This window comes from Blautia difficilis, assembly GCF_014297245.1.
GTDB lineage: Bacteria > Bacillota > Clostridia > Lachnospirales > Lachnospiraceae > Blautia_A > Blautia_A difficilis.
In genome coordinates, this window is record NZ_JACOQG010000007.1 from 121,789 (window position 1) to 148,109 (window position 26,321).

Here is a 26,321-nt window from a genome sequence, read left to right on the forward strand (position 1 = left end):
TTGGTTAATCCCTGTGAAATGTGGCTTTTCTATTATATCTTATATCTATTATATCTTTTATATCTTCATCATATCTGACATAATACAGCCACCTGCTGCACCATTCCTCATAACCTGAAACAGCTGATCTGTCCCCGGATGAATTCCTCCTATTGCATACACCGGAACTGTCACTGCCTTACAAACCTCTCCCAAAAACTCCAGTCCTCTTGGCGGAAGTCCTTTTTTACAATTTGTTGTATAAATATGTCCTGCTGTGACATAGGTAGCCCCTAACTGCTGTGCCTTCAGAGCATCTTCCACAGAGTGTACAGAACATCCTGTTTCCTGAAAATCACCCAGCTTTCCCTGATATTTTTCAAGGAGAAATAATGGCAGATGGATACAGGGATGTCCCAGTTTTCTGGCTGCCTCCACATAAGTATGAAGGATGCAGGAAACCTGATATTGTCTGCAGATTCCCAGCACATCTTTTGCCAAAAGGAAATATTCTTCCTCTGGCAGATCCTTTTCCCTCAGGATCAATGCTTTTGGATGACAGGCACAGACACGTTCTATCTGCTCCAAAAATGGACGTTCACACAGAGAACGGTTCGTCACTGCAACCACATTTTTATAAAATTCGAAATGATACATATCCTTTATATCTCCATTTTCTTCCCTGTATTTTTCTTACATCCTAAGCTTTTTATGAAATTCCCGTAAGGTATCCTTCTTGCAGAAAATAAACAATGCTGCCAATGTCAGAATGCTGATGCCTGCACAGATCACAGATGGGTATACAAACTTCACAACTCCCATCCATGCCAGAATCATGGGAATTAATCCGGCAATACATGCCTGCACAAGATAAAACAGATATTCTTCCCGTTTCAGACGGTTTACTCTTGCAATCACCGGAACAGAAAACTGAACCGACAGAACTCCAAAAGGAAGAATAAAATCCACAGACCAGCCTCTCCATCCGGTAAACCGGTCCCACAAAATGGCAATCACAGATATGAGCAGCAACTGCCAGATTTCATTTTTTAAAATATTTCTTCTCTTGGAATAAGCTACCATAACAACCAGCCAGGCGCAGGCACATCCTGCACCTGCAAACCAGGACCAGTTCAGTGTTCCCGCTGTCATAATATTGATCATACCGCAGATAACAGCAACTGCCAGACACAGAAAACTAAAGGTCTGCACAATCCTTTGATTTTCTTTTCTTTCCAGTCTCTGCTGTTCGCCGCAGCCGGGAAAATCCTTCTTTAACTCTCTGTGGGGAATTTCCTCCTCACTTAACATTCTCCGGAAGTTTCTCTGAATACTGTCATCCGGTATTTTGGAAGTAAATCCCAGCACCATCTCATCTCCATAAGAACAGGAACACATCTGCAGGGAATTAGTACTGGCAAAAATCCCAAAATGCCGAATATATTCTCTATACTCCTCAGGAAGACGTATAATACCAATATTAGAGTAAACAGCAGTAATACTTCTGCTTCCCAGATTCGCTCCGATCATCAGAAAATATTTCTTAATTTCCAGAGGAACGGCACGGACAAATATATTTTTCTCAATCCTTACATAGTCATTCATATGCATGGCTATTTTATCTTTTTCCAGTTCCTGTTCAAACTGCCGCTTTACATCCGTCAATACTTCTTCAAAGGTTGTTGTATCAGAAAAAGTATAACCAACCTCAATCCATCCAAAGAAATTTGTCATGGACTGGGACGGAAAATAATTTCTCAGGTTTACAGGTATCATCAGTGTCACCGGACGCTTCTGCTGGTTCTTTGGGATCTCCTCACGGATAGAACAGAGCATCACCGCTGTAAGCAGCACTGTTATGGACACACCGTAGGAACGAGCCTTCTGATGAACCTCTTTTACAGAAAGAACCACTTCCGAGATATGCATATCTGAATGGATCAGCTTCTCCCCCTTCAGCTTTACAGCTGCTTTTTTCTTCTCCCTGTTCTTTGGAATATCAGAGGAATAATACTGGGAAAAGCTATCTTCCTCTATGTTTCCGCGACCTGTTTTCTTATCCCTTCCTATCTCCGGAAAATTCTCCTTTGGATGGGCCAGAATAAGATAATTCTGTACAAGCTCCTGGAGAAAATGCATGGCCCCGGTGCCATCTGTCAACGCATGAAATACTTCAAAATTAATTCGTTCTTTATAATAGCTCACCTGAAACAGCAGGGATTTTTTGTCTGGAATATACAGACGACTGCAAGGCGGCTCTGTCTCCGGTTTTACCAATGCTCTGATATCGCAGTGCTCCAGATAAAACCAGAAAAGACCCTTTCGCAATACTGCCTGAAACAATGGATATTTCTCCATAGTTCTGTCCAAAGCCTGCTGAAGAATATCACTGTCTACTTCCTCCTTCAGCTGACAGTAAAAACGAAAAACTCTTGTATCATTTTCCCCTGTTACAAGTGGAAATGCCAGAGCTGCATTATCCAGTTTTCTCCAATTAGAATATTCTGTTCTCATATTTTTCGCCTTCCGGTCACTTTATCTTTTCATCATTGATACTCAGATGCAGAATTTTTTCATAGCTTGCGTTCAGAAATTGATTAATATATCCAAAGCTTTCCTGCACATGCAAAAACTTAAATCCCAACGCAAAAAATCCGTGAAATGCACCGCTTATTCTACGGATTTCCACCTGATTTCCTGCTTCCCGCAGTTTCTTTCCATATGCCTCTCCCTCATCGCGAAGAGGGTCATATTCAGCTGTAAGGATAAGGGTTTCCGGCAGATTTTTAAGATTTTCTTCAACAATTGGGGCAAAATATGGATTATTTCTATCTGACGGTGAACTTTGATACAAATTAAGATAATCCTCCATTTTTACAGCAGTCAAAAGATAATCACTGCCATTTTCCTGCACAGATCTAAAGGGAGATTTCTCTGTATAACAGTTTCCCAGTGCCGGATAAATCAGAATCTGGCGTCTGGGCATGAACTCTCCCCGGTCTCTTGCCATGAGACACACTGCAGCTGCCAGATTTCCCCCTGCACTATCACCTACAATTGTAATTTCCTCAGGATCTGTATTTATGATCAGCTGATTCGTATATAATGCCCTGGTTGCAGCATAACAATCCTCCAACGGTATCGGAAATCTGTGTTCAGGCGCCAGCCTGTATTCCACTGATACCACAATATGAGCAGTAGCCTGTGCCATTCTGGAACAGACGCGGTCATAATTTTCCACGCTTTCCGTCACCCAGCCGCCTCCATGAAAAAACAACAATACCGGAAAAGTACTGCCCTCCTCAATTCCTGCACTCATAGCATTCTCTGTTGGAAAATAGAGGCGTATGGGAACTACATGTTCTCCATTGTATACCTTTGTATCCATTTTTTTCAGAAAAATCCTTGTTGCATCCAGTTGCTTAAGATCTGCCAGTCTTCTGGACGTTTCCACCTCAATGTTCCCGACCGATAATGCATGGAGAATTGTTTTCATTGTCTTTGATATCAATGCTTTATCTTCCTTTCTGCTGTACAAATGAATCAGTCATGCCGCTCTGCTGTATTCCCATAGGTTTCACAGAATCTGGCTGCAAACGCAGGCACTTCATCATGTACATACAAATGTGAAATATCACCAAACGCACTCATTCGGAAAGCTGCAATTCCCTCTCTCCGCTCTTCTGTATTCAAGGTTGTTACAGAACTCGGGGCAGCACATACTCCATGCCACAATACCATCGGAGATATATTCAGCAAATGGCTGAGCAGCACACATTCCAGTCCAAAATGACAGAAAAATACAAGTGTATCTTCATTACTCTCTACTACTTTATAACAATGCCCATCCCTCACATATCCGTGCTTTGCAAGCAGTTCATCGAGCTTTCCTGTCACATAATCATAATGCCCCTTCAGATCCGATGCCAGCATTCTTTCATTTTCAAACCAGTGATCATACTGATAGAATCTCTCATCCCTTGTCCAGTCCTGCGGCAGCCAGTCCCAGGGAATAATCTTCTTATCCGTTACATCCGGCCGATCGATCAGTACGTCAAATTCTCGCAGCCAGTCACATTCTGTGGCTGTTCGGTTCATCTTTTTCAGGGTAGGAGAAGCAGTATCCTTTGCCCTTCCCAACGGTGAAACATAAAAGTCTCTGATCTCCAGTTTTGTTAATCTCTCTGAGAGAAACTCAGCCTCTCTCCATCCCTTCTCTGTAAGAGAATCTATGGTATAATCAGGGTCTCCGTGACGTACTATCAATAATTTCATTCTTCCTTTATCCTTTCATTTCACATTCTTTCTGTTTTCTAATTATATACTATAGACACTTGTTTTCCAATATGTAACTGCTGGGATATTCGCTGTAACAACCCATGGCGAGTTAGATAATAATTCGAATATTAATACAGGGGATACAGCAGATTATTTTTTCAAAATAATTCTGCCATATCCCCTGTCATTTATTTTTATAACACTTTTACAATATTTAGTTCTTCATCTGCCAGAACAATATCCGCACGTTTTCCAGGAGTAAGAGAACCTACTTCATCAAAAATTCCAATACTCTTTGCCGGATTTGCAGTTGCAGCAAGAATTGCTTCTCTCTCCGGAACTCCCATGGAGATAACGCTCTTCATACAGTCAAAGAGACAAGTTGCAGAACCTGCGATCGTACCGTCTGCCAAAGTAGCTTTTCTGTCTTTCATAGTTACTTCCTGGCCACCCAGTTCATATTTACCGTTCTCCATACCGGTTGCCATCATAGAGTCACTGATCAGAATCACTCTGCTGTCTCCAAAAAGGCGGAAAGTATTTCTTACAGTTGCCGGATGGATATGGATCCCGTCACCGATCAGTTCTACCATACAGTCTTCATTATCTGCTGCTGCACCGATCACTCCCGGTTCTCTGTGTCCCATAGGATTCATGGCATTATAAAGATGGGTTACATGAACTGCCCCCTGCTTCATAGCCTGTGCAGCACAGTCATAATCTGCCGCTGTATGTCCAATAGAAATAACTGTTTCATTATGCAGTTCCCTGATAAATTCTTCTGCACCTTCCATATTCGGAGCAAGAGTTACCAGTTTGATCAGTCCACCTGCCGCCTCATTACACTCTCTGAAAAATTCAATATCCGGTTTGCGGATATATCCTTCTACATGTGCACCTTTTTTTGCAGGATCAAGGAATGGTCCTTCCATATTGATACCAACAATACGGGCACAGGTCTCATCCTGATCTACATCCTTTGCCGTCTGAAAGATTTTCAGAAGTTCTTCTTTTGGAAGAGTCATGGATGTGGGACAATAAGAAGTTACCCCCTGTGATCTCTCATACTGAAGAATAACTTTCAGGCCATCCACATCTGCATCTGAGAAATCATGTCTCACTGCACCGTGGCTGTGAATATCAACCAGACCAGGAAGTACTTTCAGACCGGACGCATCCAGCTCTGTTTTATCTGTCACTTCTTCCTCAGAAGCTACAAGCCTGCCGTTTTCTATATATAAATCTGTTACTTTATAGTTTCCATCTTCCTGAAATACATTACCATTTTTAATGATCATTTTTCTACACCCTTTACTGTATATTTTACAGAAGTCCTTTTTCTTTAATAAGACTTAAAGCATCTTCATCTGCCACTACAGTTACATCCTGATGAAGCTGAAGGATAGATGCCGGTACATTTGGTGTAATCGGTCCGTACAGGGATTTGTACAAAGCATCTGCCTTGGCACTTCCTGTTGCTACAAGAAGAATTTTCTTTGCTGCCATAATGTTCTTGATTCCCATAGTGTATGCCTGTTTCGGAACTTCATCCATACTTTCGAAGAATCTTGCATTTGCCTTGATGGTGCTCTCTGTAAGGTCTACGCAGTGAGTTTCCTTCTCAAAAGCTTCTCCGGGTTCATTGAAACCAATATGTCCGTTTCCGCCAATTCCCAGAAGCTGCATGTCAATACCTCCCACATTGCGGATCACTTCATTATAATCTGCACATGCTTTGTCACTGTCCTCTTCCAGTCCGTTAGGTACATAAGTTCTTGTCTTATCAATATTTACATGGTCAAACAGATTCATATTCATAAAATAACGATAGCTCTGGTCATTATCCCCTGAAAGACCTTTGTACTCATCAAGATTCACTGAAGTAATCTGTGAGAAATCCAAGTCCCCTTTTTTGTACCATTCGATCAGCTGTTTATACATGCCAACCGGTGTAGAACCTGTTGCAAGTCCGAGAACTGCATTTGGTTTCATAATAATCTGGGCAGACATAATATTTGCCGCCTTTCTGCTTACGTCCTGATAATCCTTTCCTTCGTAAATAATCATACCGATTTTCCTCCTCTTTCAATATGTGTATTTTCATTATAATATATATATTTAATTATACAAGCTACAATATAGCAAAATAATTTTCCGATTATATTTTTCCCGTTCCGTTTAGCATATAATGCTCCTTCGACTTTAATGCTCGCAAAGTATCACTATGCATTGCCAACTTTTCTCTACGATTGAGATAAATATATTCATTATAAATAATATCAATCATAATTAAAATAGGAAATTGTGGTGATATCACATTTCCACTGTTTAGCATTTTTCTTGATGAAATCAATATTACTTCATCACAAAATTCTCTGAAAAACAAACTATCTCTTGAAGTAATTAGTACTGTTTTAGCTCCTCTCTGATGTGCCTCCTTTAACAAGTACAATACTGATTCATTTTCTCCACTTACACTAATTCCTATAATCAAACTTTCTTCATTGCAAAAAACCGCTTGCATGCGAATTCTATCTGCATCAGTAAGAGAATCTATATCAATTCCAATTCTCATAAACCGACTTTCCATCTCAGTAGCTGCCAGCCCAGAACTTCCTGCTCCACATACAATAACTCTGGGAGTTATTCCAAGCAAATTAATCACTCTGGTAATCTGAGCCTCATTCATCAGGCTGTATGTTTTTGTAATCAATTCCTGATATGTATCCAATACTGTTTTGGTGCTGTCAGCTACATCTTTTCTCACACTGTTTAAAGATTTTTCATACTGATAAATGAATTCTCTATAACCTCTAAACCCACATTTTTTTACAAACCTTGATATTGAGGCTTTCGACACAAATAATTTTTGTGATAATGTCTCGATTGAGTAATCTGCCTGATTTTTATTTTTCAAAAAGAAATCCGCAATATTTTTCTCTGATTGAGTAAAACTGTCATACTTAGCTTCTAATACCGGCACAACAGACTTTTCATCAAACTCCATACACTTCTCCTTTAAAATTCATGTGCTTTTCGGAAACAGTACCAAGCTCCTGTCATCCCTGCCGCATTATGATAATGTGCAAGTTCTAGGCGCATATGAGATGATATTGCCGGCAAAAGATTATTTTTCACAGACTTACGTATACCATCTGTCAGAATACTTTCCCTTTGCATAATTCCACCGCCAAGAACTACTATTTCCGGGTTTAAAACATAACAAATATTAGCAATACCAAGTCCAAGAATTTCTGCCATTTCATTTATTGCTTCTATACAAATTTTATCATTTTTCTCAGCAGATTCAAGAATTCTTTTCCCATTCCATTCAGATATCTTATCTTTCTTTCTCTCTGCTACTTTTTTTACCAATGCAGTAGTTGACGCCTGATTTTCAAATCGATTTCCATTAATATTCATATATCCTACTTCACATGCAGAATAAGATATTCCTCTGAGTAATTGTCCATTAACAATCGCGCAGCCGCCAATCCCAGTTCCAATGGTCATACATAATGCACTTTGACTTTTTTTGGCTGCTCCATTCCAATATTCTGCCAATCCTGCACAATTTACATCATTCTCCACCTCACAGGGAATTCCAAATGTTTTTTCTATTTCTTTTTTTAAATTTATTCCCATATATCCTGGCATATTTTCATTTGCGTATATAATACTCCCCTGAGCAGCATCAACCATACCCGTAGTAGAAATACAGATTCCTGTGATTTTTCTTAAAACAGCATATCGTTCTATAATCTTCTTTACTCTGGCAAGCACATAACTGCCTCCCTGCATTGCCTCCGTAGGAATATTCAGTTGCTCAATTATCCTTGCATTTTCATCTAACACACCAGCTTTAATAGCAGTTCCACCTATATCAATGCATACATACTCTTTCATAATTACTCCCTTTACTCGCATTTTTATATTAACGTCAAACGCGCACACTATGTTCTACCACAGTATGCGCGCCCTGTCCTTACCATATGCTTATTTTAGTGCTGCAATCGCATCACGAATCATCTCGGCTGCCTCTTTAACAATCATCATATCCTCAGGAATTAAATCAGGAAGAGGTTTCCGCACACTTCCAATATTAACCTTTTCATTTATTCTCAGGATTTCTTTCATTACTGCATAAAGGTTACCATGTGCTTCGCACATTTTATAAATAATCTGATCCGCTTTATTCTGAATAGCAAGAGCCTCTTCCATTTTTCCTTCTTTAAAAAGCTCATCTATTTTCAGGAATAATTCTGGCATAACAGCATAAGTACCACCAATTCCTCCATCAGCTCCTATTGCACGTCCACTAATAAACTGCTCATCCGGACCATTAAATACAATATGTCCTTCTCCAGCTTCAGCCTTAAACATCTGAATATCTTGAGTTGCCATAGAAGAATTTTTTACACCAAGTACATTTGGATTTTTCAACATAGTTTTAAAGAGTGACATGGTAAGCGTAGTACCTGCCAACTGTGGAATATTATAAATAATAAATGGAGTATTTGGTGCAGCAGCAGAAATATCATTCCAATACTCTGCTATAGCATATTCAGGAAGATGAAAATAAATCGGCGGAATCGCTGCAATTGCATCAACCCCCTGACTTTCTGCATGAGCAGCCAATTCACAACTGTCCTTTGTATTGTTACATGCTACATGAGCAATAACTGTCAGTTTTCCTTTTACCGCTTTCATTACATTTTCCAGAGTTTTCTTTCGATCTTCTACACTTTGATAAATACATTCTCCTGATGATCCGCCTACATACAGGCCTTTCACACCCTTTTTCAATAAATGTTCTGCCAGTGCCTGTGTACGTTCAGCACTAATTTCTCCTTCTTCATCATAGCATGCATAAAAAGCCGGAAACACTCCTTTAAATTTCTCTATATTCATTTTGATTTCTCCTTTTTATTATACCAAAAACTCTTTATTTCTAACACTTTCCGGAAGTTTTCCCTCCAAAAATTCTTTTATATTATCCGCAATAATCACCTGAGAACGATACTCACTTTCCAATGAAGCAGCTCCCATGTGAGACGTAACATATACGTTATCCATATGCATCAATGGCTGCTCCGGTTTTGGCGGCTCTTCTACAAGAACATCAAGACCTGCCCCTGCCAATTTTCCCGATTTCAGCGCATCAATTAAATCAACTTCATTTATTACACCACCTCTGCAAGTGTTTACTAAATAAGCATGTGGCTTCATGCGATCAAATAATGACTTATTAATAATTCCTGCTGTTGAGGGCATGAAGGGCATATGAAGGCTCACAATATCACTCTGCTCAAAAAGTTCTTCCAAAGTATCCACAAAAGTAACATTCTGTCCCGGTTCCGCTTCTTTCACAAATGGATCATATGCAATAATCTTAACAGAAAATCCAGATATCATCCGCGCAAGATTTTTTGCTACACGTCCATATCCTGCAAGTCCCACTGTTTTCCCATCTAATTCATTTCCTGTAACTGTTGAAGGCCAGATTCCTTTTCTACAGCCCTCTACACACGGAGTAAATCGTCTGCCTAAATTCAATATATGCATCATGGCAACCTCTGCCACCGCAGGTGCATTGGCTCCCGGAATATTAGCAACAGGAATCCCATTTTTTCCTGCAGCTTTTAAATCTACAGAGTCTACTCCTGTTCCATATTTTTGAATAAATTTTACTTTTCCCTTTACTGCACCAAGCGTTGTTTCATTCCATGGTTCCATAGTTGCAACCACAATATCAACATTCTGTGCTTTTTTCACTAGCAATTCCGGATCATTATCCGGAATTGCTTCAGCTTCAAAATCACACCCCATTTCTTCAAACTTTCTGTATAAATAATTTACATCCACTTTCTGCGGATCCAGATTTAACCATACTTTTGTCTTCATCCTTATTCACCTACCTGATCCTGAAAATCTTCAATTGCAGCAGTCATACTTTTTAAAGCTTCTGATGAATCAGCAGTGCCTGTTGCTACCTGGTTAACTGCTTTTACAAATGGGTATGTAAAATAATGTTTAGCTGCAACTGTACGTCCCTTAATTGTTTTTACAGGATATCCATAATAACCAGAAGCATTCTCTACATACTTCAATGCCTGAGCATTTACTTTATTGTCTTTCCATGTTGTATTTTCCTTTGCATCTTCAAATACAGGTGCAAATACAGGTGCTATTTCTTCCATATAGGAATCATACCAATCTTTATCCAGAAGATAAGAAATTACATCTGAAGCCAGGTCAGTATCTTTACAGGTATTCATAACTGCAAATCCACGGTTAAAATTCATATATACACTATTTTCGTTTCCTGCAGGAGGAGCCAAAACAACAGTATTATCTAAGAGTTCTTTATATTGTTCATCAGATACCAATGCATTATATAATGTAGGTGCATTAAAACAAATTGCTGTACGTCCTGCCAGATAAGAACCATTATTTCCACCTGCATCCCAGGTTGTTGCATCCTGCGGAATTACTTTGTCTTTATATAATTCTGCATATTTATCAAATACAGCTGTTACTTTATCATCGGCAACTATTTCCCCATCTTCATTAAACAGATATCCGCCCTCATTCCACATATATTGTCTAATAGTGTTTTCGTCATCATCATCATTTTCACCACAGCCCATTGCAAGTCCATAAAAATCATTATCTGGGTCGCTTACCTTTTTTGCATCCTCAAACACTTCATCCCAAGTTTCCGGCATTTTAGTAATACCAGCTTCTTCAAATTTATCTTTTCTGATAAACATTAACGTAGAAGAACTATAAAACGGTACATAATAATATTTATCATCGATCTTAGTTCCGTCATAACTTGCCTGCAAATATGGTCGTTCCTCATTTATTTTATTAACAAGATCTGTCACATCATTACACGGAATATTCGGATAATAATTTAATACCTTCGTTGTGTCTGCAGAAATAATATCCGGAACACTCTGGCCAGCTTCAATTGCAGCATTTAATTTTGTTACAAAATCTGTAGCAGCTACCATTTCACAATTTACTGTTACATCTTTTTCTTTTTCATATTCCTTCAGCCTTTCTTCCATTTTAGTATTCGCGTCATCACTGAAGATTTTTTCCACCCAGATAGTAATAGACTTTTTATCAGACGCTGTTTTACTATCTTCTGTTTGCGTTTCTGTCGTGCTGGCAGTATCCGTATTTTTTTCTGTATCAGTGGAACTACTTCCTCCGCATGCAGTAAATGAAAGAGCCAATGTTCCTGCCATCACCATTGATAATAATTTTTTTCTCATATAGAAGTTCCTCCTTTTAACTTTTCATTTTTATTATTTTCTATTATATTAGCTTTTTAATATTATCCTTTTACACCACCGTCAGTTGCTCCGCCAACTAATCCACTGGAAGCCAGCATATAAATCACTATAATAGGAATACCAGCAAGAACACCGCCCGCCATTAACTGATTCCAAGGTGGCATATCACCATAGATCAATCCTGAAATAACCAGTGGGAAAGTCTGCACTTGACTTGATGTCAGATTTACCAATGCATACATATATTCTCCCCAACACATTGCAAACGTAAAAATTGTAGTAGATATAATCCCTGGCAACGCCAGTGGAAATACAATTTTATACATGGTACCTATCCTGGAACATCCGTCTACCTTCGCAGCTTCCTCAAGTTCCTTCGGAACAGCTGCTATATGCGGAATAAGAATCCATGCAACATAGGGCAATGTAAATGTAGGATAAATTACAATCAACCCCCAAATCGTATTGGTAAGATGCATTTTAGATACCAACATGTATAATGGAATATACAGAACTGTAGTTGGTAATAAATACATAAATAATACTGATTTTGAAAATACTCGTCTTCCTTTAAATTTTACTCTTGATAAAGTGTACGCAACAGGATATGCTATTAAAATTGAAAATACCGAAACGGATATAGCAATAATCAAACTGTTCTTCATACTTGCAAGAAAATTTGTATTATTAATCAAGTAAGCATACGCGCCACCCGTGGGATGATGAGGAATCAGCGTCGGAATTTTTGCGTAAATTTCAGAATCACTTTTAAAGGAAGTATTGATCATCCAGTATATTGGAAATAATGCAACTATCAGACATATGATCAGATATATCCTTCCAAGTAATGCTGTTTTCTTTTTAGTTTTCATATAATTCTCCTTTCATTTTTCCGCACACGCAATACCTCACAATCATTCATTTTCCGGCAGCATACGGCGTGTCAGGATACTAATAAGAATCATAAGAATCGGCATTGCAAGTACTGCAACTGCAATACCTCGTCCAAGCATCATACTTCTCATAGCAGTCTTATAACTATATACATTCATAACTTCTGTTGTTCCGTTTGGACCGCCCCCGGTTAATAACCACACTGTCTCAAATTCATTAATGGTCCAAATAGTACTCATAAGTGCAGATAAAATAGTTACATCTTTTACTTCCGGTAATGTAATATATCTGAATTTCTTCCAAAGACCAGCCCCATCAATTTCCGCAGCTTCATAATAATCCTTTGGAATTGTCTGCAACTTAGCCAAAATAGAAACTCCAAAAAATGGTGTTCCTCTCCATACATTAGCTACAATGATTGTAGTCATTGCAAGTCCTGCTGATCCGAACCAGATAATATCTGAATTTGTAATATGCAGAGATTTTAATATATGATTGGCAATTCCACCTGTTGAATTAAAAATCCAACGCCAGTTATAAACTACAACAATGTTCGGCAACGTCCATGGAATCATCAGCAATGCCCTTGCTACATTTCTGCCTTTAAATTTCTGATTCAAAGATAATGCCATGAGCATTCCAAGAACTGTTTTTACAGCTATAGAAATAGCAGTAAAAAATACAGTATTTAAAATTGATCTCCTATATTCCGGATCTCCCAAAAGTCTGATATAGTTTTTCAATCCAACAAACGATGCAGGATTTCCAATTGTCTTGTTTGTAAAACTCATATACAATCCCCATATCATTGGAAATGCCAGAAAACAGGCCAGATAAATAATCATGGGCGCATTTACAATATAGGCAAATCTATTTTCACCGTTTTCCCGCTTCCTCTTCAAAATAATATCCTTCCTTTCCGCAATAATTTTCGTTTTACTGGAGCTCTTTATATTTATTTATGTAATGCATCTACAAATGCTCTGGTAATCAATTGTGGGCGAGTAATAACTGAACCAACTACAATACTGAAAACTCCCAGTTCTTTAACTCTCTTAGCTTTTTCAGGTGTATTAATATTTCCTTCCGCAATTACCGGATGTTTTACTGAATTTAAAATTTCTCTGATAATGCGAAAATCATCTTTTTCAATTTTGTCACCCACGCTTTGTTCTGTATACCCTACCATGGTTGTTCCTATAAAATCAAACCCTATCTGATCTGCATATTGTGCTTCCTTAACAGTTGAGCAATCTGCCATCAAAAGCTGATCCGGATATTTTTTTCTAATCTGTTCTATGAATTGTTTGAGTGTTATTCCCCCTGGGCGAAGTGCCCCAGTAGCATCCAAAGCTATAATCTCAGGCTTAACTTCCATCAACTCATCTACCTCCTTCATAGTAGGGGTAATATATACCTTACAATCAGGATAATCTCTTTTTACTATTCCAATAATCGGAAGATCTACTTGTTCTTGAATAGCCTTAATATCTTCTCTGGTATTAGCCCTTATTCCTTTAGCCCCGCCTTCCAATGCTGCTACTGCCATTCTGCTCATAATATATGAAGAATGAAGCGGCTCCTGTGAAAGAGCCTGACAAGATACAATTAGTTCCCCTTTTAATGCTTCTATTTTTTGATTCATTATCATTACCTCCTCCATTTGCTCAAATCATACTCTTTTTTAATATTTTTTTCAATATCGTTTGTGTTTATTGGAAATTTTTTCATATTGTTTGTGCATATTGTTGTTTTTTGTTTTGTTTTCCAACGTATTTATTGTATTTTTGTGTTTATCATATGATATATTTGATATTTTTTTCATTTCGCTTTTATGTTATCGTAATTAGTTTCACGTTTAGTATATTTAATTCATACAATTTTTTATGCGCCAAAACTCATAGTTCTCAAAAATACATAGCTATTTACAATTGAAATCTGCAAACCACTTTCTTTCATAAAAAAAGAAACATCTCCATGGAATACTCCCACACAGATGCTTCTTTTAATATAATGATGTTAGGGTCAAAAGGCATTTTGCCCCTAACTTGATATCTACGAATTGCTCCGCTGCAAAGCAGCTCCCGCAATTCTCAAACATTCGAAATCCGCTGATTTACTACGTAAATCGCTACTTTCTCATGTTTGGCGGGTCCCAAGTTCAAAAGTCTTATCGTGCAAGCACGAACGACTTTTTGACCTTTTGACCCTGATATCATATTATTATTTATAATCCTACATTACCACTGTTCATCCCTTCTTTGCTGTCTTTATCCAGTGGCAGCCAGTCCAGGACTTTCTTAATATAACGATTCCAGAAATCCCATTCATGGGCTCCCGGTCCTTCTTCATAAGTGACATTCACACCCAGTTCATTCATAGCGTCCCTGAATTTGCGGTTTGGAGGAAGTAACGGATCATCCAGCCCGCAGGCAAGATACATTTTCGGAAACTCAGCTTTTTCCTCTTTCAGTTTCTTTGCAATCCACTCCGGATTAATTTCACAGTCATGAATTTGGGACAGATCTCCAAAAACACTTTCCAGGAATGTTTTCTTCTCGAAAAACATAGGAGAACTGTCATCAGCTGTGTCCATTTTTTCCAGAATCATAGCAGAAGAAAGACCTGCGATATATCCGAATGTATCATGGTATTTCAGACCATTTCGGATCGCACCGTATCCTCCCATGGATAAACCAGCGATAAATGTATCTTCTTTTTTATGAGATAACGGGAACATCCTTCGTGTGATCTTTACAAGTTCTTTTCCTATAAATTCACTGTAATTTTCATTAACTTCAGGATGATCCATATAAAACATATTTGCACCGGAGGGCATCACTACTGCCAGATTCTTCTCCTCTGCCCAACGCTTAATACAGGTTCCTGTCACCCAGTCTGTATAATTTCCCATTACACCGTGCAGAAGATAAAGCGTTTTGAAAGGTTTTTCATCTTCTTCTGTCTCCTCTTCAAAAAAGACTTTATCTGCCGGAAGGATCACGTTCATCGTTACCGGCCGCATCAGTGCCTTGGAAAAAAAGTTCACCTCTAATAATGCCATATGTATTTCCTCCTTCTCTCTGAGGTTTCTCTATAATCGCAGTATAACAGGTTAGAACTCCTGCTTCAACAATTTTCCGTCTATATATCTCGCTTTGATATTTCTGTCATCTCCAATATAGCAAAATCTTTCCAGCTTCTCCTGGGCAGTCATCTTAGACCAGGGATCCTCCATATTGTCAATTACAAGAGCATTAAATGCATATCCCTTTTCAAAGGATCCAACCTTTCCAAACACACTTCCTGCTTCCTTGGTTGCATGATAGAAAGCCTGTGTGACTGTAATGGTCTTACTTTCAGCCGGCTCATAAAATTCTTTCAGCTTTGACAGCTGTACTGCCCTTGCCACCTGACGGTATATGGCAATTCCATGTCCTCCCGCAACATCAGATCCCATGGCAATCTTCAGACCTTCAGACGCCATCTGCTGCAGCGGCATAATACCTGCAACAATGTTTACTGTTGCATCCGGACAATGCACAGACAAACTTCCATGTTTTTTCATAATCCGTTTATCCTCTGCAGTTGGGAAAATTACATGGGCAAAGATGGATGGGCCATGATCCATCAAACCTGCACGTTCATAAATTTCCGCATCAGAGCCATATCCCGGAAACAGCTTTAATGCCTCCTGCGCTTCCCAGATAGACTCTACCAGGTGTGTGTGCACACCGCAATGATACTTTGCAGCCAGTTTTCCAAGCCCAAGAATCAGAGGTTCACTGCAGGTAGGAGCAAAACGTGGTGCCAGAATTGTTTTCACCTTTTTGCTGCCTTCATGGTCTGACAGATATTTCTCTGTTTCCAACAAGGAATCCTCTGTTTTCTCAATCAGAAACTCCGGTGAATTACAATCCATATTTACCTTTCCAACATATCCATACATTCCCTTCTCTTCCATTTTATCAAAGAGATAATCCGTAGCCTCATGATGAATCGTAGCAAAAACATTTGCATGAAAGGTACCGTGACGAAGCATGTCATCTACAAATGCATCATAGCTCTCTTTCGCATAATCCATATCCCTGAACTTTGATTCCTGCGGAAATGTATAGTGGTTCAACCAGTCAGAAAGCAGACAGTCCATTCCAATCCCACGCTGTACATACTGTGCCCCATGTACATGGAGGTCTGAAAAAGCAGGAATAATTAATTTATCACCGTAATCAACAACCTCTACTCCTTTATACTCCTCCGGAACCCTTTCACAGATTTGTGATACAATTCCATCCTCTACTATAATATAACTATTCTCATAAACTGACAGCTGATCTGCTGCCGGAGTAAATAAAATATCTCCATGGTAAATTTTTACTGCCATTCTCTTTTCCTCGCTTTCATAATCCTTATCATTTCGTATCCTTATTATATCCCGTTTTTTTATTTTTGCAGTATTTAATTCTGCTGGTGCAAATATTTCTCCCTGGTAGCCAGACCCCCACGAATATGCCTTTCCTGCTTGTTCACATCCAGCACCTGGCGAACTGCCGCTGCAAGGCCTGGATTGATCTGACTAAGACGTTCTGTACAGTCCTTGTGTGTTGTACTCTTACTGATTCCAAATTTCTTCGCTGCCTGACGTACCGTTGCATTTGTCTCAATGATATAACCGGCGATTTCCACTGCCCTTTCTTCGATATAATCTTTCAAAAGGAAACCCCTCAAAATACTTTTTTACAGTTTATGAAGTATTTTGAGGGGTTATGATATATCAGATAATCTTGAGAATATCTTTCTCAGGCAATGGTCTGGAGAAATAGAAGCCCTGGATCATATCCACGCCCCATTTGCCAAGAAGCTCAACCTCTTCCTCTGTCTCAGCACCCTCGGCCACAATCATATAGCCCATAGACTTCATGATCATTACAATGCTGCGGTAAAAATCTGCTGCCTGTACATCACTGCAAATTCCATTCAACAGCGAACGGTCTATTTTTACTACCGCAAAAGGTACTTTCAATACCGCATTCAGATTGGCATATCCGGATCCGAAATCATCCAGGCAAAGCTGAATCCCTGCCTTATTAAAATCTTCCACAGCACTACAGAAGCTTTCACTATATTCTGTAGCAACTGATTCTGTAATCTCAAACTGAAAATATTCCGATTTCAGGCCATACTCCCGGATAACATCGATCAGCTTCTGACTATATCCCGGCTTCATCAGCTCTGATGGAGAAAGATTAAATTTCACATTTTTAATCTTCTCCATGATCTGTTCGTTTTCTTTCACAAAACCACATACTCTGCGAAACTGCAAAAGAGCAATCTGTGAAATCTCTCCCTGACGTTCTGCAATATTGATAAATACATCCGGTGGGATCATCCCCATATCCGGGTGGCGAAGCCTGCTCAACGCCTCCAGAGTTATAAACCGTTTTTCTTTCAGGGAATAAACAGGCTGATAATAAACTTCAAAAAGATCCTGTTCCACCGCAGTTTTCAGAAAATGCTCTACTTCTTTTTCATACCGGAAGCCTTCCAGGATTCTGTTATCCGACTGGATCACTACAGTTTCATCTGTATTTCTCACCAGACCTGCCAGATACTCAATATATCCCACAAGCATATCTTCCTGTCCCATCTTCTGTCCATTGATAATCCCACATATCACAACCGGAAAATCAACCTTCTCTTCTCCTACCTCCAAAGGTTTCTGAAAATATGCCTGGATTCTCTCCCTGTCTCTTTCATAGGCAGTCAGAGAATCCTCAACTACCAGCAGGCAGTTTCCCGTCACTCGGAATATCTGGGATGAACCTGTGACAGTTCTGATTCCGTCAGCAATCTGGATCAGTAACTGATCTCCCACACTTGTTCCATAGATTTTATTAACCTGTTTCAGTCTGTAGGCTTCCATTGCAAGAATATGGAATTCCGTATTCCGCCTGATTTTCTCCTGAATCCAGTGATCAAAGTACTGCTTATCAAATATTCCGGTCATTCCATCCACGCAATCTCCGGAATTTGACAATGTCAGATACAGCAGGATAATCCCCAAAGCCATTCCAAATCCGGACAGAAGCTGACTTTCCGTATAAAACTGGATTCCCATGCAGAATCCCTCTACCAGCAGAAATTCCCAGAATACATACCGTTTCCACTGATTATATCCTCTGAGATTATTTGCTAAATGAGAAATCACCAAAACTACATAAACAATATCATAAATATATAGCCAGAAATGCCACGGCCCTATGACAAAATCATTCTGCCCGTCAAATTCGAAAAACCAGCCGGTCTGGATGTTTCCCCATACCAATATAAGCATAAATACAGGGATTACAGCAAGGAGAATTCTTCTGACACTGGAAAATCTGCCCTCCTGAGACTTAAGCATGTTTCTTATATATCCGTATAAAATACAGGGAAAAAGGACATCGAAAGTGTAAAAACAAGTCAGCAAAAGCTCTATCAGCTGTGCATTTTCCCTGGAATAAGCAAAAATCAGCAAAGTTCCCAGAAAATCCAGAACAATGTACAGACCGCCCAGAAGCAGGACTGCCAGAAATATTTTGGTACCTGTATCGTGAAGCTTCTTCTGCAGTATAAAATGCACTGTGACCAGCAGAACCAGCACAATAGCAGCAATCTGAAATGACATATTATAATGAACCACCGGTCCTGCCTCCCTTCCTCTTATTTTGATATAAGGCTTCATCAGCCTCATATTTCCACTCACTGATCGTTTTCAGGTTTCCATCCTCATCACGTATAAGACTATATCCCCTGGCAACTGTCAGCCTGTGTCTGCTATTCTTATTAAAACTATAAATTTCACGATCCATCTCAGCCAGAAAAAGCTCTGCATCCTTTTCAGGGTTGAATACGATCACAGCAAATTCATCTCCACCAATCCGATAGCATTTTCCCTGCGTTCCAAAAATCTCCATAATGCATCTGGCCATTGTAATGATCAGTTCATCTCCGGCTGCCCTGCCGGATTCCTCATTAACCCTGCGAAGATGATTAATATCCATAAAAATAAGGAGAATATCCTGATACCTGGATGCCTGATTCTGTATTTCTGTAAGCATATTTTCAAAGGGTGCCCGATTGGGCATTCCCGTCATCCAGTCTTCACTGGATAATCTTTCATACGTCTGCTGCTCCATAAGATATCTTACATTTCCTGCCATGTTGATCACAGTATCTGCTATAACAATAACCAGAAATACCAGAATTCCAATTTCAAAAATAACATCATAATAAGAAATCTCCAACATCCAGTATAAAAGCAATGCCAGAATTCCACTGGCAGAAACCACACCATAGGCTGTGGCAACCATCTTTAACTCTCTTCCCGGATTTTCCCTGTATTCCTTACAGAGAAGAAATGCAGAGACAAATACCCAGATGACTAACAGAATGTGGGTAAAGAACAGCATATCTACAAATTCAAAAATTCCAAAATAGTTCAGAATCCCCTGGATTCCCGCATTAAAATAAAAAAGATAAATTCCAAGCTCCAGAATACGGTATTTTTTCATATTTCCGATTCTCTGGGCAAAATGTAACATGGGCACAGCCAGCAGCATAAATGTATAAAAGGACACCACACTGATAATATCCGCATTGCTGCTATATGTCTGTATCAAAGAGGAATCTGTAACAAGCCAGATTCCACACATAAAGAGAAACAGTGCCACATCCAGGAAACGTGCATCCGGCATCTGTCTGCAACTGAGATACCCTGCAATCAACACTGCTATTATACCCAGCAAAATAAAGCACACCGCAACTATAAACGCCGGCATTGATTCCACTACATGATACATAGTTACTGCGCTTCCGGTTCCCATATAAATACCGGATATCTCAAAATATCCTCTGTCCGGACTGGAATACGTGAGAGTCAGAGTCCCTCCCCGGGTATTGGCCGGTATGACTCCGTCACAATTCAACTTTGCTTTCATCTGTGTATTCCTCCGGAACGAAGAATCATTATATTGGTAGATGATCTGATCATTCATACGGATCACCGGATTATACTGTGCGCCCTCTGTAGTGACAATACTCCCTGCATCCTCTGCTGTAATTCCATCGTTATATAAAACCAGATTCTCCCCCTCCCGGGCAATGATCTTTGCAGGAAAAGTCACCATATTTTTCTGTCCATTTTCCATATAATACCATCCGGAAGACATATGGCGAATCCCTTCCATAGCCTGTCTTTTACTGTCTGTACACATAATCACCAGGATTGCTGTACATACAAGCAGTACAATCGCCACCAGCGCCAGTTCTGTTCTCCGGTAAATTTTCTTTTTGTTTTCCACTACACCTCTCCCTGTACCTGTTATTTAAATATGTCTAACCAATTTCATCATATCATTCCCATCCAAAAATAACAACAGATTTTATTTGTGTTTTGCATCGTTAAAATGTATACTGATTACAGTATATGTTTTCATATGAAACAGGGGTATATTTTCACAGATACTATTTTACGAATAAACAAAGAACAGGTCCCCTGCGTTTTGCAGGGCAGAAAAGAGGCGATTCCATTGAATACAGAAGAAAACTGTATCTCCTTTCTTGATACAGACTGGTCCTATCATCTGGCCAGACGTATGGAGAAGGAAAAAACGAATTCCATCCTTGGTTACCGCACTGCAGGCTCTGCAGCGGAGACAGCCACCGGGCGCATGCTCTATGAGGAAATGTATGAGATCGGTCTGACTGATGTTTCCAGAGATACCTTTACCCTTGACGGATGGGAATTTGAAAAGGCAATTCTTAAATATGTTGATGAATCAGGCAGAGAACACCTTTTCCAGATGGGAGGCTATCAGACTAATTTTCAGACAGATGGTTTTCAGGATTACGAATTAATTTATCTTGGAAAAGGAACTGCAGCAGATTATGAGGGCATAAATGTACAGAATAAACTGGTACTTGTAGAGATCAACCAGAGAGATGAATGGTGGATCAGCTTTCCTGTCTATCAGGCATATTTACGGGGAGCTGCTGCATTGATCGCAGTACAGGCAAACGGATATGGAGAAATTGCAGATACCGCTCTGAATGCCCAGGACATTGCCGGACCTGAATTTGCCCCGGCATTTTCCCTGTCTCAGGCAGATGCACGGCTTCTGAAAGATGCACTGTTTTCTAAAATTCAGTCTCAGAATACCGCTGCCTCCGGAAATAATCCGGCCTCCCTGCAGGTTTCTCTGGATGCCAGTTCCAGGGTTATGCCTGATGTACAGGCCAGCAATATTGTGGGAAAAATCCAGGGCACCGAAACAGATCACATGATTGTTTTATCTGCTCATTACGATTCCTATTTTGATGGATTTCAGGATGACAATGCCGCTGTTGCCATGATGCTTGGTATTGCCAGGGCATTGATAAAGGGCGGATACAAACCTGCCCATACCCTTGTATTCTGTGCTATGGCAGCTGAGGAATGGGGCGTGATCGATTCCAAATATGACTGGTCTACAGGAGCCTACAATCAAGTATTCCGCGTACATCCGGACTGGCAGGGTAAGGTTATTGCCAACTTAAATTTTGAACTTCCTGCACATGCCCACAACACCCGGGATGCCATCCGCTGTACCTATGAATATGCAGATTTTATCAGGGAATTCACAGATTCCCTCACTGTGCCGCCCCAGGCTTATCCGGACGGGATCTCTGTTCTGTCTCCTATTGAAACCTGGTCCGATGATTTTTCCATGGCAATTGCAGGCATTCCTTCCACTGTAAATGATTTCAGCGCAGGACCCTTTATGCAGAATTATTATCATTCCCAATATGATAACCAGGATGTATACCAGGAACCTGTATACCGTTTTCATCATGAATGCTATCTGAAGCTGGTTCTGGCCTATGACAGGCTGATTCTTCCGCCTCTGAATTTCAGTAATACCATACAGGCAGCCGCTTCAAATGCAGAAGAAAAGGCTCTGGATTTCGCTGTCTCTGATCTGGAAGGACTGAGAGCTCTGTTCCGTACAGCAGCATCTCTCGGACAGGAAGTTTATCAGAAAATATGCCAGGTCAATAAGGAGTATTCTTCTCTGGCTTCCGAACAGGATCGGAAAATTTTCCGCCGCAAATGGGAAAACACTTCCCTTCAGCTTCTGAAGATTTTTCGCAAGGCTCAGGATTACCTGGTCCGCCTGAACTGGCAGGATGAAGTAATCTTTCCTCAGGATGCTGCCTTTCACAATATCAGGCAGCTGGAAAAGGCCAGGGATGCACTGACAGACAACAATATTACCGATGCATTGAAAGCCCTGTATCGTGTGGACAATAATATGTACGCATTCCTCTTTGATGAAGAAGTCTATTATCATTTTACAGAATATATTCTCCACCAGCCTAAAGACCGGCTGATGTGGGGTGCCGGACGGATTATGCATCATGAAAATCTATACGGAATTGTCCAACAGCTAAAAGATCGGATAAAGGAACCAGATCCGGTACTGGAAATAGAAATCCGCCGCCTGGATGCCGCGCTGCGCAGACAGAAAGCTTACTATAAAGACGATATCCGTTACCTTAAAAATTCAGTAACCAAGCTCTGCTCCATGCTGAATGATGTCTTAACAAATACATAAAGGAGTTTTTTATACTATTATGGAAAGCGAAAATTTGTACAGAGTACAGGAGGAAGATTTACCACGATTACAGAAGCTTTTGACTGTTTGTTTTGCACAGGATCCCCTGTATCATGCACTGATACCGGATGATAACACCAGAGAACGGCTTCTGCCTGAGCTTTTTTCCTGTGACCTGACAGAATTTTTTCAAACCTGTGAAATTTATTCAGACAGCAGCGAATTAAACAGTATACTGGTGGTTTCTGATGAAAGTGAACCTTATAACGTCCTGCAATACTGTCTCACGGAAGCCAAAGCTCTGCTCACCACGGATGGATGGCTCATCAAAGAAGACCCCAGCCTGAAAACTTTCTGGAACTTTGTCCAGGGAAAAGATTATCTGAACTCCAGCTGGACAGACCAGCTTCATCAGACTGAACGTCTCCATGTAATTTACCTGGCGGTAGATCCCGGACATCAGCATCATGGTCTGGCTGAATTACTGATGAACGAAGTGCTGGATTACGCACAGCAGCACAAAATGCTGGTTTCTCTGGAAACCCACAACCCTGATAATGTTCCAATATATGAACACTTTGGATTTAAAGTTTATGGAATTGTAGAAAAATCACATTTTAATCTGAAACAATATTGCATGATCAAAGAAGCATCTGCTTTTGTCCCTGAAAAACAGAAGCTGTGAAACCTTGCAGATTTTTTATAAGGTAAAAACAACCTATTTTCAGGTATGATTTTTGTATAATTATTGCCTAGAAAAATTCTTATATATATATTATACTAATATGCAATATGTACTTTTACTTTATATAAGGAGGACTAAATAATGGTACACAATGCAATGAGTGCAACTGAATTTTATATCTTGAAATATTTATGGTCCAGAGAAACACCTGCGACTTTTTCTGAAATTATGACTCACTTTAACGAAGAAGAAAAAAAGGAATGGAAAAAGCAAACTGTTAACACTTTCCTCACCCGTCTTGCTCAGAAAGGTTTTCTGAATATTGACAAAAGTGGAAAAAGGGCCATCTATATTCCTTCTGTATCTAAGAAAAAATACTATGAAGATTATGCACAGCAGATCATTGAGGATTCCTATGAAGGATCTCTGAAAAATTTCATCTGTGCCTTTACAGAAAACCATAAATTAACATCCAATGAAAAAGAGGAACTTTTAACTTATGTTCGTTCACTGTAAATGTTAAGGGGGATGCCAATGGCATCCCCCTTATTTTTTCTATAACTTAATTAGCAAGAAATATTTTTACGTAATCTCTATAGCATGTTATACTAAATATATAATGCTGAGGTAACAATATCTGCCTCAGCCAATACCAGGAGGTTTATCATGAAAGCATACGAACGCTTATTATCTTATGTAAGGGTTTTCACTCCAAGCAGCGAAGAAACCGGTACATCACCATCCACAGAGTACCAGTTTGACCTTGCCAGACAGCTTGTGCAGGAATTAAAGGAACTGGGAATAAAAGATGCCATTGTAGATGAGCATTGCTATGTCTACGGACATATTCCTGCTACTAAGGGATATGAATCCCGCAAAAAGCTGGGATTTATTGCTCACATGGATACTGTATCTGATTTCTGCGATCATCCGGTTAACCCAGTTGTTACCCCGGACTATGACGGCGGAGATCTGGCACTTGGAACCAGCGGCAGAATCCTTTCCCCCAAAATGTTCCCTCATCTGTCTGCCTTAAAGGGAAGAACCCTTATCACTTCTGACGGAACTACCATACTCGGCGCAGATGACAAAGCCGGCATTGCAGAGATCATGACAATGATCGAGCACCTGAATGATACAGATATTGCTCATGGCCCGATTTCTGTAGCCTTTACTCCGGACGAGGAGATCGGTATGGGTGCTGATCATTTTGATGTAAAGAAATTTGATGCCGATTATGCCTACACTCTTGATGGCGATACAGAAGGAGAAATCCAGTTTGAGAACTTTAATGCCGGTCGCGCAGTCGTTGAATTCACCGGCGTAAATGTACATCCCGGTTCTTCCAAAGATACAATGGTAAATGCAGCACTTGTTGCCATGGAATTTAATTCTATGCTTCCTGCCGCAGATACTCCACGAAATACAGAAGACTATGAAGGATTTTTCCATCTTGATGCTATAAGCGGCAATGTTTCCACAGCTATGCTGGATTACATTATCCGTGATCACGACGCAGCATCCTATGACTGCCGTGTGAAAATGATGGAACACATCGCCAAAATCCTCAATGAAAAATGGGGGGAAGGTACTGTAAAACTTACGATCACAGAACAGTACAGAAACATGAAAGAAATCATTGATACCTGTATGGAACTGATCGACTGTGCAACCGCCGCATGCAAAGAATGCAAAATTCCTGCACTGATCACTCCGATCCGAGGCGGTACAGATGGTGCGCGTTTAAGCTTCATGGGGCTTCCCTGTCCAAATCTCGGTACCGGCGGCCACGCATTCCACGGTCCTTATGAACATATCACTGTTGAAGGAATGGATATTGCTGTCGAAGTAGGATTAAAGATCATTGAATTATTTTATAAATAATTTCACGATTAACACAGTGCAAATCTTGCAGAACATTTTTTTATTATAAGAAACATTGTAAGTCCTCTGCTTCAATTACAAAAAGTAATAAGCAGGGGACTTACTTGATTCACTTAACTTCCTGCGTTGCCGATTGAGTATTATACTCTAGCAGGTCACCTCGCAACTCCGCATTTTTGTTTTTATGCACAAAAAAACCAGCTAATAATTAGCTGGTTTTTACTGTATCTTCAAAACTACATACATGCTGACATTTCCTTGAGAATTAACTTCCTGCGTTGCTAAGATTGATTAGTGTACTCCGCGGGGGTCACTTCGTGACTCCGTCACTCAGTGTCATTTGCTTCGCAAATGTTCAGTCTGTACCATGAATGTTCCTTCACAAGCAAGCTTGCTCCGTCTCATTCCTGTTACATCCTGCCCGCTCTCTCAGCGTTTTGGTCAAGCCCTCACCCGATTAGTAACAGTCAGCTCCATGTGTTGCCACACTTCCACCTCTGCCCTATCTACCTCGTCGTCTTCAAGGGGGTTTACTTCTTAACGAATGGGATATCTCATCTTAAGGGGGGCTTCACGCTTAGATGCCTTCAGCGTTTATCCCTTCCGGGCTTGGCTACTCGGCCGTAGACTTGGCAGTCTAACCGATGCACCAGCGGCCCG

Annotated in this window: 23 protein-coding genes and 1 rRNA gene; 4 read left to right on the forward strand and 20 right to left on the reverse strand. The window is 40.0% G+C overall.

What is annotated here, in order from left to right; all coding sequences use genetic code 11:
- Positions 1 to 57: 57 nt before the first annotated feature.
- The 19 genes from H8Z82_RS06600 to H8Z82_RS06690 all read right to left on the reverse strand — a co-directional run bounded on the left by H8Z82_RS06600 (position 58) and on the right by H8Z82_RS06690 (position 20,800).
- Positions 58 to 636: a thiamine phosphate synthase gene (locus H8Z82_RS06600; protein ID WP_186994639.1), complete on the reverse strand. Its 579-nt coding sequence runs from the start codon at positions 634 to 636 to the stop codon at positions 58 to 60.
- A 36-nt stretch (positions 637 to 672) separates the two neighbouring features.
- Complete coding sequence (locus H8Z82_RS06605) at positions 673 to 2,493, reverse strand: DUF6320 domain-containing protein (protein WP_186994640.1); 1,821 nt, start codon at positions 2,491 to 2,493, stop codon at positions 673 to 675.
- 16 nt (positions 2,494 to 2,509) lie between these two features.
- On the reverse strand, positions 2,510 to 3,475 hold the full coding sequence (locus tag H8Z82_RS06610) for an alpha/beta hydrolase (RefSeq protein WP_186994656.1): 966 nt from the start codon (positions 3,473 to 3,475) through the stop codon (positions 2,510 to 2,512).
- 47 nt (positions 3,476 to 3,522) lie between these two features.
- Positions 3,523 to 4,254 (reverse strand): histidine phosphatase family protein, encoded by a 732-nt coding sequence (locus H8Z82_RS06615; RefSeq protein ID WP_019160451.1) that lies wholly within the window; start codon positions 4,252 to 4,254, stop codon positions 3,523 to 3,525.
- 197 nt (positions 4,255 to 4,451) lie between these two features.
- A complete protein-coding gene (gene nagA / locus H8Z82_RS06620) occupies positions 4,452 to 5,555 on the reverse strand; it encodes an N-acetylglucosamine-6-phosphate deacetylase (protein ID WP_186994641.1) in 1,104 nt (367 codons plus the stop codon).
- 25 nt (positions 5,556 to 5,580) lie between these two features.
- Positions 5,581 to 6,324, reverse strand: a complete 744-nt coding sequence (gene nagB, locus H8Z82_RS06625; protein WP_186994642.1) for a glucosamine-6-phosphate deaminase — start codon at positions 6,322 to 6,324, stop codon at positions 5,581 to 5,583.
- 91 nt (positions 6,325 to 6,415) lie between these two features.
- On the reverse strand, positions 6,416 to 7,264 hold the full coding sequence (locus H8Z82_RS06630) for a MurR/RpiR family transcriptional regulator (protein WP_186994643.1): 849 nt from the start codon (positions 7,262 to 7,264) through the stop codon (positions 6,416 to 6,418).
- Between the two features lie 11 nt (positions 7,265 to 7,275).
- Positions 7,276 to 8,163 carry an ROK family protein gene (locus tag H8Z82_RS06635; RefSeq protein ID WP_186994644.1) on the reverse strand — a complete coding sequence of 296 codons (888 nt, stop codon included), beginning with the start codon at positions 8,161 to 8,163 and terminating at the stop codon, positions 7,276 to 7,278.
- A 90-nt stretch (positions 8,164 to 8,253) separates the two neighbouring features.
- A complete protein-coding gene (locus tag H8Z82_RS06640; RefSeq protein WP_173742707.1) occupies positions 8,254 to 9,168 on the reverse strand; it encodes a dihydrodipicolinate synthase family protein in 915 nt (304 codons plus the stop codon).
- 18 nt (positions 9,169 to 9,186) lie between these two features.
- The gene (locus tag H8Z82_RS06645; RefSeq protein ID WP_186994645.1) at positions 9,187 to 10,161 is read right to left on the reverse strand and encodes a D-isomer specific 2-hydroxyacid dehydrogenase family protein; all 975 of its coding nucleotides are present in this window, start codon (positions 10,159 to 10,161) and stop codon (positions 9,187 to 9,189) included.
- Between the two features lie 2 nt (positions 10,162 to 10,163).
- Positions 10,164 to 11,543, reverse strand: a complete 1,380-nt coding sequence (locus H8Z82_RS06650; protein ID WP_243176410.1) for an ABC transporter substrate-binding protein — start codon at positions 11,541 to 11,543, stop codon at positions 10,164 to 10,166.
- A gap of 62 nt (positions 11,544 to 11,605) precedes the next feature.
- Positions 11,606 to 12,436: a carbohydrate ABC transporter permease gene (locus H8Z82_RS06655; RefSeq protein WP_173742709.1), complete on the reverse strand. Its 831-nt coding sequence runs from the start codon at positions 12,434 to 12,436 to the stop codon at positions 11,606 to 11,608.
- 42 nt (positions 12,437 to 12,478) lie between these two features.
- Complete coding sequence (locus H8Z82_RS06660; RefSeq protein WP_173742710.1) at positions 12,479 to 13,360, reverse strand: carbohydrate ABC transporter permease; 882 nt, start codon at positions 13,358 to 13,360, stop codon at positions 12,479 to 12,481.
- 53 nt (positions 13,361 to 13,413) lie between these two features.
- Positions 13,414 to 14,103, reverse strand: a complete 690-nt coding sequence (locus H8Z82_RS06665; protein ID WP_186994646.1) for an N-acetylmannosamine-6-phosphate 2-epimerase — start codon at positions 14,101 to 14,103, stop codon at positions 13,414 to 13,416.
- 582 nt (positions 14,104 to 14,685) lie between these two features.
- Positions 14,686 to 15,522 (reverse strand): alpha/beta hydrolase, encoded by an 837-nt coding sequence (locus tag H8Z82_RS06670; RefSeq protein WP_019160448.1) that lies wholly within the window; start codon positions 15,520 to 15,522, stop codon positions 14,686 to 14,688.
- 51 nt (positions 15,523 to 15,573) lie between these two features.
- Positions 15,574 to 16,842, reverse strand: coding sequence for an amidohydrolase family protein (locus tag H8Z82_RS06675; RefSeq protein ID WP_186994647.1), 1,269 nt, complete (start codon positions 16,840 to 16,842; stop codon positions 15,574 to 15,576).
- A 74-nt stretch (positions 16,843 to 16,916) separates the two neighbouring features.
- Complete coding sequence (gene spoIIID / locus H8Z82_RS06680; RefSeq protein ID WP_019160446.1) at positions 16,917 to 17,171, reverse strand: sporulation transcriptional regulator SpoIIID; 255 nt, start codon at positions 17,169 to 17,171, stop codon at positions 16,917 to 16,919.
- A gap of 61 nt (positions 17,172 to 17,232) precedes the next feature.
- Positions 17,233 to 19,191, reverse strand: coding sequence for an EAL domain-containing protein (locus H8Z82_RS06685; RefSeq protein ID WP_243176411.1), 1,959 nt, complete (start codon positions 19,189 to 19,191; stop codon positions 17,233 to 17,235).
- Complete coding sequence (locus H8Z82_RS06690) at positions 19,127 to 20,800, reverse strand: GGDEF domain-containing protein (protein ID WP_186994649.1); 1,674 nt, start codon at positions 20,798 to 20,800, stop codon at positions 19,127 to 19,129. Before H8Z82_RS06690 ends, H8Z82_RS06685 begins: the two co-directional genes overlap by 65 nt.
- A 294-nt stretch (positions 20,801 to 21,094) precedes the next feature.
- Here H8Z82_RS06690 and H8Z82_RS06695 point away from each other — a divergent pair, with 294 nt between their 5' ends.
- The 4 genes from H8Z82_RS06695 (at position 21,095) to pepT (ending at position 25,661) form a co-directional block, all read left to right on the forward strand.
- Entirely contained in the window at positions 21,095 to 23,092 is a 1,998-nt protein-coding gene (locus tag H8Z82_RS06695; RefSeq protein ID WP_456298239.1) for a M28 family peptidase, read from the forward strand.
- A gap of 19 nt (positions 23,093 to 23,111) precedes the next feature.
- On the forward strand, positions 23,112 to 23,777 hold the full coding sequence (locus H8Z82_RS06700; RefSeq protein WP_019160442.1) for a GNAT family N-acetyltransferase: 666 nt from the start codon (positions 23,112 to 23,114) through the stop codon (positions 23,775 to 23,777).
- A 141-nt stretch (positions 23,778 to 23,918) separates the two neighbouring features.
- Complete coding sequence (locus H8Z82_RS06705) at positions 23,919 to 24,293, forward strand: BlaI/MecI/CopY family transcriptional regulator (RefSeq protein WP_019160441.1); 375 nt, start codon at positions 23,919 to 23,921, stop codon at positions 24,291 to 24,293.
- Between the two features lie 150 nt (positions 24,294 to 24,443).
- Positions 24,444 to 25,661, forward strand: coding sequence for a peptidase T (gene pepT, locus H8Z82_RS06710; RefSeq protein ID WP_186994650.1), 1,218 nt, complete (start codon positions 24,444 to 24,446; stop codon positions 25,659 to 25,661).
- A gap of 437 nt (positions 25,662 to 26,098) precedes the next feature.
- On the opposite strand, the gene H8Z82_RS06715 is transcribed toward pepT, so the two are convergent.
- A 23S ribosomal RNA gene (locus H8Z82_RS06715) occupies positions 26,099 to 26,321 on the reverse strand; the annotation flags it as partial.